Consider the following 11,962-nt stretch of genomic DNA (forward strand, 5'->3'; position numbering starts at 1 on the left):
TGTTTTTCGTTGTTTTTGACAAAAGCATTTCCAAGATAGTCCTGTAAAAGCAAATGCAAATTTAAATTAATAATTGCATTATACAAAAAGCTTTTTATATTAAAAAGAAAAGATGTCTAAAATGACATCTTTTTCTATAAATCATTATATCTTAAACGATTAAATTGCAGCGTTAGTATTCGCTTGTTGGTTAAAGTTTTTGATATCATTATCAAATAAATATAAACCTCCTTTATCATCTCCGATAAGGTTTATCTTATCTAAAATAGTACGTGCAGTAGCCTCTTCTTCTATTTGCTCAGCTACATACCACTGTAAGAAGTTATGCGTAGCATAATCTCTCTCTTGTAAAGCTACGTGTACTAATTCATTAATACTTTGTGAAACAAAAACTTCGTGATCGAATAATTGTTTAAACAAAGCTTTAAACGAAGTATGGTCTAATTCAGGTTTAGTTACAGCTGGTATCACAGCCTCTCCCCCTCTTTGATTCACATACTTTACTAACTTCAACATATGTTGACGCTCTTCATCTGATTGAGCAAACATAAAAGTAGCAATTCCTTCAAATCCTTGAATTTCAGCCCAAGAAGCCATCTCTAAGTAAATTTGTGATGAATCCCCTTCTATTTTAATTTGCTCGTTAAGCGCTTTTACTAAATTTTCTGATAACATAATTTTCTTTTTTATTTAAGCGATTTGTATTCTTTCTCTAATCTAGAAGCTAGATCCGCATCTACATTTACTAAAGGTAAACGCAAAGTATCTTTCATTACTCCCTCTACCTTTAGAATTTCTTTTATTCCTGCAGGGTTTCCTTGCTCAAAAATCATATCAATAATGGGCATTAACTGATATTGTAATTCAAACGCCTCTTTTATTTCACCTTTTAACCCTAAACGGATCATATCTGTGAACTTCTGTGGTGTTCCTTGCCCTATTACTGAGATAACACCTGCACCACCAGCTAATACTAATGGTAATGCAATAGCATCATCACCAGATATCACTAAGAAATCTTTACGAGTACTTTGACGGATTAATTCCATCCCTTGTACAATACTTCCTGCTGCCTCTTTAATTCCGATAATATTGCTGTACTCATTCGCTAAACGAACTACAGTACTTACAGCCATATTACTTCCTGTTCTTCCTGGAACATTATATAAAATAATAGGCAATGGACTCTTCTCCGCTATCAATTTAAAATGTTGATAGATTCCCTCTTGAGTCGGTTTATTATAATATGGAGATACTGATAAAATAGCATCAAATCCTTCTAAATTCTCTTCTGTTAACTCCTCTAATACAGCATGTGTATTATTTCCTCCTACTCCTAACACTAATGGCAATCGTTGCTTATTAGCCTTTATTACGGTACGCTTGACTAACTGTTTTTCTTCCTTACTAAGTGTTGCAGACTCACCTGTAGTTCCTAATACTACTAAGTATTCTACCCCTCCTGCTATTGTATATTCTACTAAATTCTGTAATGCCTCTACATCTACAGAGTAATCGCTATTAAATGGCGTTACTAATGCCACTCCCGTACCAATAAGTGATTGCATAGTTCTTCTAATTATTAATGTTTAAAAACGTTTATATATTTAAATAAATTCTCTATAAAACCTTCGACTTCAAGTGTTTTTAAAGTCAAGCTAAAGTGATTTAGCTCTGTATTCTCATCCGATACACCTACTTTAAATATTGCATTTGACTTAGCTGTCACCCAGGTTAATGGAGACGTAGTTACACTGTAATAACTAATTAATAAATCAAACTTTTTATCTATAAAGTCAAGTACCTCGATATTCTCCGTGCCACCCGAAATAGTAAAATCCTTTAATCCAAAATGACCTTGATCCAACTTCTTCTTATTTTCTGAAGTATAAATTAAAATCTTTATTTTATGACTATTCACCCCTCTTTTCTCAAATGCCTTGATTAAATCAGGAATAAAACGAGCATCTGCTTTATCTATAACTATACCTATCTCCTTAAAATCATATTTAAAATCAACAGGTAATGCATTTAACTTTGCCTTTTCTACTACTTTTTTGAGTGATCTTTTCTTTAAAGTATTAAACCACATATAAGTTACTGTTTTTGTAAAGATAAACAAATAGCTAAATAGGCAATACCATTTTTAACATCGAATTATTGAATAAGATCTAAAAACTCTTGTTCGCTCAAGATAGTAACACCTAATTTAGTTGCTTTCTCTAACTTTGATGGTCCCATTTTATCACCAGCTACCACATAGTCAGTCTTAGATGTAATAGAACTACCAACTTTTCCTCCGTGATCTTCTATAGCTTGTTTAATCTCATCACGAGACAACTGTTCGAATACTCCTGACACCACCAAGGTCTTTCCTAATAGAACATCAGATACAACAGTAGATTCTTTTTCTTCCAAAACAAATTGTAAGCCATAAGATTTTAATCTAGCAATAATTTCTTTATTTATATCATTACTAAAGAAATCTATCACACTCTGTGCGATACGCTCACCGATTTCATCTACCATGATTAACTCCATTAAAGGAGCTACAGATAGAGCATCTATTGTCTTATAGTGATTAGCTAATTTCTTTGCTACAGTCTCTCCAACAAATCGAATACCTAAAGCATAAAGAACACGTTCAAATGGTATCTGTTTAGATACCTCTATTCCTTTGATCAAGTTATCAGCAGACTTTTCTCCCATACGTTCTAATCCGAGAATCTGTTCTCTTTTTAATTCATATAGATCTGCATAGTTCTCTACCAAACCATTCTTGTATAACAATACAACTGTTTCCTCTCCTAAGCCATCTATATCCATAGCTTTACGAGAGATAAAGTGTTGTATTCTTCCTGCTATTTGAGGAGGACATCCATATACATTAGAACAGTAGTGCTGAGCCTCACCTTCATTTCTTTTTAGCTTAGTTCCACACTCAGGACACTCTTTGATATACACAGTACGTTCAGAGTCAGCAGGTCTAACATCTAAGTTCACACCGACAATCTTTGGTATAATCTCCCCACCTTTTTCTACATATACAGAGTCATTCACACGAATATCTAACTTCGCTATCTGATCAGCATTGTGTAGAGAGGCTCTCTTCACTATAGTACCCGCTAATTGTACAGGTTCTAAATTTGCCACTGGAGTAATAGCTCCTGTACGTCCCACTTGATATGAAATAGAATTTAATACAGTCTCTGCCTGCTCAGCCTTAAACTTATAAGCAATAGCCCATCTAGGAGCTTTTGATGTATACCCTAATTCCTCTTGATAATGTAATGAATTCACTTTAATTACTACACCATCTGTCTCATAAGGTAATTCATGTCTATGTATATCCCAATAAGAAATAAACTCAAACACTTCATCTATATTCTTAGCTAGCTTAGAGATAGTAGGAACTTTGAATCCCCATTCTCTAGCCTTGTCTAAAATTTCATATTGTGTTGTTACACCTAAATCACTTCCTACTACATAGTATAATAAACAGTCTAAAGGCCTTTTAGCAACCTCTGCACTATCTTGTAACTTCAAACTTCCAGAAGCAGTATTTCTAGGATTAGAATAAGGCGTTTCACCTATCTCGATTAGTTCCTGATTCATTTTTTCAAATCCCGCTAAAGGCAATACAATTTCTCCACGAATATCGAATGTACCAGGATAATCACCCTTCAGTCTAATCGGAACAGATTTAATCGTACGAATATTATTCGTTACATCATCACCTTGCACACCATCTCCACGAGTCACAGCTCTCACTAGCACACCATCCTCATAAGTAATACTAATAGAAGCTCCATCGTATTTTAACTCACAAGTAAACTCTACAGGTACATCTCCTAAAACCTTTTGAACACGTTGCTCCCAATCCAATAAATCTTCTTTAGAATAAGAGTTATCAAGAGAATACATGCGATAACGATGTACTACTGTATCAAAATTCTTTGTCACAGCGCCACCTACTCTTTGCGTAGGCGAATTAATATCAAAATATTCTGGATGAGCTAATTCTAATTTTTCTAATTCTTTTAGTTTTTGATCAAACTCAAAGTCAGAAATAGTAGGGTTATCTAACACATAATAATTATAATTATGGTCATTTAACTCTTTTCGCAATAACTCTATTTGTCCTTTAACTTCCATTGAAAACAACTAATTTATAGTTTAAGCATTTCTTTAAACTGATTATACAGATGACCTTCACTTAAGATAGCTCCCTGTTGGATTAAGTTAAATATCTCTTCGTTTCTATCTGTACCAAAGTTCTTACCACCATGTCTTACCTCAACATCATCAGTAAATATTGCATCTGATAACCACTGTAACCCTTCTTTAGTCAAAAAGTCAATATCAGCTTGTTTTGCTTTGATAACGATAGTTTTAATCTCCTTATCATCAAAACCAAACAAGAATATATAGTTTTTAGAATAATGTTCTAAGTATTTTGCTGTATTTAGAACACCTTCCCAAATCAAATCAGAAAATATATCTAACTCTTGCTCTGCTACTTCTGGCTTTTCTTCTTTTATCTTATCCCACTCCGATTTATCTATCTGCTGTGAAGCCAAAAAATTAATAAACTCAGGATGTAACTCTTCAAACTGCTCTTTAGTAAGCCTAGTGTATTTCATAATATAAATTGCATTTGAAACAAAGATAATACCTTCATTCCAATTCGTATAATTCGATAAATTAATTCTTAATAATTGCTGCTAACTCTTTCTTCTTAGCCACTGCATATTTTAGAGGAACATAATCAGCCTCTACCACATCCATTTCATAGAATGATAAAGTTCTAATATCAAAGATAAATGTCCCAACAGTCACAATGCGATCCTCGTAATTCTCATAAACAGTAAATTGATAGTAATTACCACGTTTATCAGAACCATCCTCACTAGCATTTGGAGAAACATCAACTCTTAACCCCACACCTTTTCCTCCATTTTCAATAATAGCTTTATTAAACTCGTCACTTAAGTAATCCTTAGCAGCTGTAGTTTTAAGTGCAGCGATAACAGTCTCTAATCCATCCTTACTAACCTCTACCTTATTAGCCTCACTCATTAACTCTACCGCTTTCTTTTGATCTACTTTTAAGATCTTAGTCGTATTTTTTAAAATAGTAGGTTCTTGTACATATAAGTTTTCCCAAGGAGCAATACCTTCTGTAGTTTTTAAATCACCACCATCTATAGACTCTACTGGCACTTCTTCTGGTGTTACATTCTCTATAGTCTCTCCTTCACCATCAGTTGTATTCTTTTCATCCTTACAACTAAACAAAGACAGCCCTAAAACCAAAACTCCTAAAAACTTTACTACTCTATTCATATCTTTTTCTTTTATTTATCGTTCACACCTAATCAAAAAGAACGTAAACATCTCATAGACAATCTATATAAAAGACAACTAAACTCTTTTATTAGGCACATCCAAGATACAAAAAAGACTATTAACCAAACTAAGCTCCAATATTTTATTTAGCTAAATTATATAGCAAAAAAAAAGGCCCTCCATACGGAAGGCCTTTTCTATATATAATCTTTTAAGACTATTCTTGCTCAGCAACTACTTCGTAGTCAACTTCAACGATTACATCACGGTGTAAACGAACGTTAGCAGTATATTTACCTAAACGTTTGATAACTCCTGAAGTGATGAATTTTTTGTCAACTGATTGACCGTTTTTAGCGAAAACTTCAGCGATATCTGCATTAGTTACAGATCCGAATAATTTCTCACCACCAGCTTTAACAGCGATTTTGATCTCTAAAGCTTTTAACGCCTCAGCGATAACTTTAGCATCAGCTACTATTTTAGCTTCTTTGTGCGCTCTTTGTCTTAAGTTCTCAGCTAAAACTTTTTTAGCAGATGGAGTAGCTAATACAGCCATTCCTTGAGGGATTAAATAGTTACGTCCGTATCCTGGTTTAACAGTTACTACGTCATCTTTAAATCCTAACTTTTGAACGTCTTGTTTTAAGATAATTTCCATTGTTGATGTCCTTTTTTAAAAGAAGTTAGGTTTCACGAGTGAAAACCAACAACCTTAGTTTTTTATTATTTTAATAAATCAGCTACGTATGGCATTAAAGCTAAGTGACGTGCTCTTTTTACTGCTACAGATACTTTTCTTTGGAATTTCAAAGAAGTACCAGTTAAACGACGTGGTAAAATTTTACCTTGCTCGTTTACGAATTTTAATAAGAAATCAGCATCTTTATAGTCGATGTATTGAATTCCTGATTTTTTGAAACGACAGTACTTTTTAGTTTTGTTTGTTTCAATGTTTAAAGGCGTTAGATATCTGATATCTCCGTCTTTTTTTCCTTTTGCAGATTGTTCTATACTTGACATAACAATTAAGCTTTTTTAGATTTTAATTTCTCTCTTCTTCTCTCAGCCCAAGATACAGCGTGTTTGTCTAAAGCTACAGTTAAGAAACGCATAACTCTTTCGTCACGTCTGAATTCAGTCTCTAAGTTGATGATGATATCAGCTGGTGCTGTGAATTGGAATAAGTGATAAAATCCACTTTTCTTGTGTTGGATCTCATAAGCTAATTTTTTTAAGCCCCAGTCCTCTTTAGCTACCATCTCAGCTCCTCTAGAAGTAAGAAATTCTTCGAATTTCTCTACTGTTTCCTTTATCTGAGTTTCAGATAAAACGGGATTCAAGATGAAAACAGTTTCATAATGATTCATAAATACTAAATTTTATTTGTTACAAAATTGGGTGCAAAAATACAACTTTATACATACTATCCAAAACTAATTTGTTCTTTAATGAACTTTTTTTGAACTACATGCCTATTTCTTACTCCCTAGAAATTTTCTTATCCAACAAAGTCTCTGCCTTCACAAACATTTCCTCTATAGACAACACTTCTAAATCAGGATGGTTCTTTAACCATTTTGCATTTAGTTCTACTATGTCTTCTTCTAGGTTATAAAAATCATCATTCTTCAGTAGATCTCTAGTTGGATTAGTACCAAAATAATCCGATTCGCAGAACGCTTCTAGCACTGTCTCATCTAATCCTTTTAATACCTCAACTTGTTTATTCAATAATGCTAAGTTTTGTACAGCTCCTATCTTTTCTAATCCTTTAGCAATATCATCAAAGAATTCATAGTCCGCTTGTGTGTTCCAAACGATCTGAGAGAAGTTTCCATTTTTATATTGTGCTAAATAATAATCTAGATAATAACTCATGATAGCATCTGGGTGAATTACCTCTCCCATTACTCCACCTTCGTCTCTTACCAAGTTAATAAATGAGATATTTGAATAAACAATATCATATGCGTCTGCACTTTTAAATGAATCTTCTGAAACTACAATTTTCAACTCCATAATTTTCTTTCTTTACAAACTTTGAATTAATAAAAATCAACATTAGCCACCACCTTTACTGAGCGATAGGCTCCTATTGCCTCAAAGCTTTTTAATATTCTTCTTACGTTTTCTTTTGTTTTTACTAAGGGTACATTCTGAGGAATCTTAATTAGGATTACTCTAATGTACTGATTGCGTATTCTATTAATCGCAGGTTCTTCTGGCCCCAATACAGGTATTCCTAGTTGTTCCTTCAGATTGTTATATAACCAAAAAGATGCCTCCTTCAACTTCTCAAACTCCTTATGTCTCAGAGTTAACTTTACCAATCTATAAAACGGTGGATACTTAAAATTATAGCGTTCATACATCTGTTCCTTATACATCCCCATATAATCATAGGTAGTCACCTGCTGTATAATATTGTGATAAGGATTAAATGTTTGAATGACTACTTTACCTTTTTTCTCTTTCCTTCCAGCCCTACCCGCTACTTGAGTCATCATCTGATACGCACGTTCATGTGCTCTAAAGTCAGGATGATACAAACTATTGTCTGCATTCATAATTCCAACCAAATTCACATTGTCAAAATCAAATCCCTTCGCCAGCATCTGAGTCCCTACTAAAATATCTATCTGCCGTGCTTGAAAAGCTTCTACTAATTTCTCAAAACCATACTTCCCACGAGTCGTATCCTGATCCATACGAGCGATACGCTTATTAGGATAAAGCTCTTTTAACTCCTCTTCTACTTGCTCTGTACCAAATCCTTTCGTATTCAGATCTACACTATGACAGCGAAAACACTGCTTAGGCATAGGCAATGTAAATCCACAGTAATGACATCTCAGCTCATTCTTATACTTGTGATAAGTCAAACTCACATCACAGTGCGGACATTCAGGTACAGCTCCACAAGTCATACATTCTACCACAGGAGAAAATCCCCTCCTGTTTTGAAACAAGATTACCTGTTCTTCTAATGACAACGCCATATTAATCTCATCGATTAAATAATCGGAGAAATGCCCTGTCATTTGTTTTCGTTTATATTTATCTTTTACATCTACTAAAACAACTTCTGGCAATACCACATTTGTATATCGCTTAGTCAGCTCTACTAACCCATATTTACCTTGAGTAGCGTTGTAGTACGTCTCTAAACTAGGAGTAGCTGAACCCAACACTACTTTAGCCCCGTGTTGTTTAGCTAAGATAATAGCACTATCTCTACCGTGATAACGCGGAGCAGGATCGTGCTGTTTATAATTTCCTTCATGTTCTTCATCCACCACAACTAACTGCAGATTCTGAAAAGGCAAAAACACTGATAACCTCGTACCAATAATAACCTTAGCTTTTTCAGATTGGTTCAATACCTGGTCCCACACCTCTAGACGTTCATTGTGAGAATATTTAGAGTTATACACTGCCACCTCATTACCAAAATAACTCGTCAACCTCATCACTAGCTGTGTACTCAACCCAATCTCTGGCAATAAGAATAATACCTGCCCGCCTTCTGCTATATACTTCTCGATTAACTTTATATAAATCTCAGTCTTACCTGACGCAGTCACTCCGTGTAGCAAAGTCACATCCTTCGTCTCAAGTGACTGCCCTATCTCCCACAGTGCTTTACTCTGCTCATCACTTAACTCAATAATATCTTGACTTGCATCACCAAAAATTACGCGGTCTTGATTTAAGTAATAATCTTCAAATATCTCTTTATCAATCAAAGTCTTCACCACAGCAGAAGTAGATTCAGACTCTTCCACTAATTGCTTTACAGTAATCGGTTTCTTGTGTACAGCCTGCAACTGAAAATACTTTAAGATCATCTCTCTCTGTTTCTCAGATCGAGAGACTATCTCCATCAGATCAGTTAACCCATTCTCAGCTAGATACTGCTCAGCTAACTTCACATATCTAATCTGTTTTGGCTTATACTTCTCCACCATCTCTTCTTGTAAGAAGATTACCTTTTTATCTAAAAGAGAATTAATAACAGGAAATACCTTTTTTCTATTCAATACAGCTATAATTTCCTCTACCTTTAAGATGGACTGTACTTGCAGCGCCTCATAGATTAAATACTCAGCATCGTCTAATTCGTCAGGAGTTATCTTACTCGTAGGATTATACTGTATTAGCGTCTCACTCTCTAACAAGAGTTGAGAAGGCATTGCACTCTTATAAACATCTCCTATTGTACACATATAGTAATCCGCTATCCACTTCCACAGTGCTATCTGCTTCTCAGTCACTACAGGTGTCAGGTCGATGATTTCATTAATCTCTTTTGCTTCATAGTACTGAGGTATTCTATTGTGCTTTTCTATTACCACAGCCGTATATACCTTAGAACGCCCAAAAGGAACAGCTACACGCATACCCACTTGGATAAACTCGTATTCTGCCTCACTTACAGCATAAGTAAACGTAGGATCTAAAGCCAATGGAACAATAACCTCAACAAAGTAATTCATACTAACCATACTATTTTTAGAAATCAATAAATACAAAGATAAGTGGTTTAAAACTTATCTCTATATCTCACCCTGCGATTAGCCCTTATTTATCGCAAAAAGGAAGTATCTACTGACTAGTAAATAAACTTGAAGTATGTATCACATATCTAAGATAAAACATTGTACACATTCTTAATCCCTTTAGATATAGCTTACGTGACACAGATTATCATCTGTCTTTATCACGCGCTTATGTCATGTTGATGAAGGAAACATCTCACTCGTATTTTCCTCTCGTAACCGTAACTCTGAATTCTTAATTTGAAATTAAGGGTAGTAAGCATATTTTTAATCACTAGCGATTTTCTCCAATAGACGCTGAGCATATTTTGCAAACTCTGGATCATCTATCAACTGCTCTAATATTCTTTTTCTCTTTTCCTTATTTTCTATTTTTTCAATAGCTGACAAAGCACAGTGTCTTAAATTACTATATCTAGTATTATCTAATAAAAGTAGTATAACTAACTCCTCAATTAAAGGATATGTGATAAAGCTACTAGCACACATCACTGCATATTCTAGCACATCTTCATCTGTAGTATTTTGTATAACCTCAGCTAAACTATCTGAAAGCTTGTTTTTTAGCAATATAGGCATTGGTGTTACCTCCATGATCTTTAACACTTCAATTCGTGCCAAATCAAAATCACTCTCATCACAAAGAATTATATTATACAACTCCCATTTAGAGTCGCCCTCTTCCCATTCTAAATCCGTTATAAATTCTACCTTATCCAAATCAGATAACGTATTATAAACCTCATATGTAAATCTATTTTCCTTCATTCTACAATCTATTTTCTCAACACATATCACTTAAATATACTTAATTTACTCTGGATAATTTCTTTATTTCCTATAATCTCTACATACTCCAGTACATTAGAATCTGAAAGACCTAACACATACAGAAAATTATCATGTAAGTAATAATACTGCGTATTATGCTCTAACAAACTATTTTTGTATATATGTTGATTAAATTTATCAGACAAACTCTTTAATAAATAGGTTTGTCCAATTTCTAAATCACATTCTAAATGATACAATATTTGATTAGAAATTGTTTTAACTCTTAATCCTACATCTATACAATCTAAAGACAAAGCTTCTAACCCATCTCTGTAGAATAGAATTATATGATAACCTACTACATCAGCTTTTCCTTTAATACCAGCATAATCAAAATCTTCAATCTTAGAAAAATCAAAACCTATTTCATCTAAATTTAGATTTGCAAAAATGTATTTATCCATTGATTATGTATCTAATTTTAATTATAGTTAAATGTTTAAATATTGTAATTTAATATATTCCTGAAGTCAGAACCCTAAAGTTCATATTTTCCAATATAGAAAAGTCCTAATGATAATGAATTATCACTAACAACATCAATATCATCATCAAAATAATATATCATTGCATTCGCTGATACCAATCCCTTACTCAAACAATCTTTATATATTTCTTCCAAGGTCTCTTTTGATCCAATAACCTCATCCACAACATGCCGTAATAAATTGTGATCAGAAGTCCAATAAACACCTATGTGATCATCATCATACCAATTTATCCCAATATCACGATCAAACTGACTTCCTCCTATTCCCAATTCCACACGTTTTTTATCTATTTCAAAATAGGCGTTAAACTCTTCTTCTGTTCCAGAAAAGGTACCGATCCATACATGTATTTTTTCCATCTACAAACTATCCTATTTGCCAGGTATCACCAACACTATTACGAGTAACACAAGTATCTATTTCCATTTCTGGCAAATTACGTAATGAGGTATCCAATGTCAAAATCTGTTGTATAGATATTACCGCAGCATCCTGTTCTTTTATAGTTTCTCCGTCAAAGAATTGCCAATCCCCATCCTCATCATAATATACATAACTAATAAATGACTTACCATTAATAATATCTCTTGATGTTATCACAGCTTTATTTTCTTGTTCGTTTTCTATTTTCACTTTCTTTATTTTTTATTCATTTAAAGATACTTATTTTTATAATACATTAATTACAAGACAGATATCCTATTTGATTATGTTTATCATTTTATA

At 33.5% G+C, this 11,962-nt stretch carries 15 protein-coding genes; all 15 read right to left on the reverse strand.

Annotated elements, in window-relative coordinates:
• Window positions 1-159: 159 nt before the first annotated feature.
• The 15 genes from BMX53_RS10705 to BMX53_RS10775 all read right to left on the reverse strand — a co-directional run bounded on the left by BMX53_RS10705 (window position 160) and on the right by BMX53_RS10775 (window position 11,869).
• Window positions 160-675 carry a ferritin gene (locus tag BMX53_RS10705; RefSeq protein ID WP_038986167.1) on the reverse strand — a complete coding sequence of 172 codons (516 nt, stop codon included), beginning with the start codon at window positions 673-675 and terminating at the stop codon, window positions 160-162.
• An 11-nt stretch (window positions 676-686) separates the two neighbouring features.
• The gene (gene dapA, locus BMX53_RS10710) at window positions 687-1,568 is read right to left on the reverse strand and encodes a 4-hydroxy-tetrahydrodipicolinate synthase (protein ID WP_074746240.1); all 882 of its coding nucleotides are present in this window, start codon (window positions 1,566-1,568) and stop codon (window positions 687-689) included.
• Window positions 1,569-1,582: 14 nt separating this feature from the next.
• Window positions 1,583-2,092, reverse strand: a complete 510-nt coding sequence (locus BMX53_RS10715; RefSeq protein WP_074746242.1) for a DUF6913 domain-containing protein — start codon at window positions 2,090-2,092, stop codon at window positions 1,583-1,585.
• A 65-nt stretch (window positions 2,093-2,157) separates the two neighbouring features.
• The gene (ligA, locus tag BMX53_RS10720) at window positions 2,158-4,155 is read right to left on the reverse strand and encodes an NAD-dependent DNA ligase LigA (protein ID WP_074746245.1); all 1,998 of its coding nucleotides are present in this window, start codon (window positions 4,153-4,155) and stop codon (window positions 2,158-2,160) included.
• Window positions 4,156-4,169: 14 nt separating this feature from the next.
• On the reverse strand, window positions 4,170-4,643 hold the full coding sequence (locus tag BMX53_RS10725; protein WP_038986175.1) for a DUF6495 family protein: 474 nt from the start codon (window positions 4,641-4,643) through the stop codon (window positions 4,170-4,172).
• 61 nt (window positions 4,644-4,704) lie between these two features.
• A complete protein-coding gene (locus tag BMX53_RS10730; RefSeq protein ID WP_074746247.1) occupies window positions 4,705-5,346 on the reverse strand; it encodes a hypothetical protein in 642 nt (213 codons plus the stop codon).
• Between the two features lie 220 nt (window positions 5,347-5,566).
• A complete protein-coding gene (gene rplI, locus BMX53_RS10735) occupies window positions 5,567-6,010 on the reverse strand; it encodes a 50S ribosomal protein L9 (protein ID WP_038986178.1) in 444 nt (147 codons plus the stop codon).
• Window positions 6,011-6,075: 65 nt separating this feature from the next.
• Window positions 6,076-6,372: a 30S ribosomal protein S18 gene (rpsR, locus tag BMX53_RS10740; RefSeq protein WP_010256901.1), complete on the reverse strand. Its 297-nt coding sequence runs from the start codon at window positions 6,370-6,372 to the stop codon at window positions 6,076-6,078.
• Between the two features lie 5 nt (window positions 6,373-6,377).
• Window positions 6,378-6,719 carry a 30S ribosomal protein S6 gene (gene rpsF / locus BMX53_RS10745; protein WP_038986181.1) on the reverse strand — a complete coding sequence of 114 codons (342 nt, stop codon included), beginning with the start codon at window positions 6,717-6,719 and terminating at the stop codon, window positions 6,378-6,380.
• A gap of 112 nt (window positions 6,720-6,831) precedes the next feature.
• Window positions 6,832-7,371, reverse strand: a complete 540-nt coding sequence (locus BMX53_RS10750) for a DMP19 family protein (RefSeq protein WP_038986183.1) — start codon at window positions 7,369-7,371, stop codon at window positions 6,832-6,834.
• A 26-nt stretch (window positions 7,372-7,397) separates the two neighbouring features.
• Window positions 7,398-9,848, reverse strand: coding sequence for a replication restart helicase PriA (priA, locus tag BMX53_RS10755; protein ID WP_074746342.1), 2,451 nt, complete (start codon window positions 9,846-9,848; stop codon window positions 7,398-7,400).
• Between the two features lie 330 nt (window positions 9,849-10,178).
• The gene (locus tag BMX53_RS10760) at window positions 10,179-10,679 is read right to left on the reverse strand and encodes a hypothetical protein (protein WP_074746248.1); all 501 of its coding nucleotides are present in this window, start codon (window positions 10,677-10,679) and stop codon (window positions 10,179-10,181) included.
• Between the two features lie 26 nt (window positions 10,680-10,705).
• Window positions 10,706-11,149: a hypothetical protein gene (locus BMX53_RS10765; protein WP_074746249.1), complete on the reverse strand. Its 444-nt coding sequence runs from the start codon at window positions 11,147-11,149 to the stop codon at window positions 10,706-10,708.
• A gap of 74 nt (window positions 11,150-11,223) precedes the next feature.
• Entirely contained in the window at window positions 11,224-11,595 is a 372-nt protein-coding gene (locus BMX53_RS10770) for an immunity 22 family protein (protein ID WP_074746250.1), read from the reverse strand.
• 7 nt (window positions 11,596-11,602) lie between these two features.
• Entirely contained in the window at window positions 11,603-11,869 is a 267-nt protein-coding gene (locus BMX53_RS10775) for a hypothetical protein (RefSeq protein ID WP_074746252.1), read from the reverse strand.
• Window positions 11,870-11,962: the final 93 nt, after the last annotated feature.

The organism is Myroides marinus (assembly GCF_900109075.1).
GTDB lineage: Bacteria > Bacteroidota > Bacteroidia > Flavobacteriales > Flavobacteriaceae > Flavobacterium > Flavobacterium marinum_A.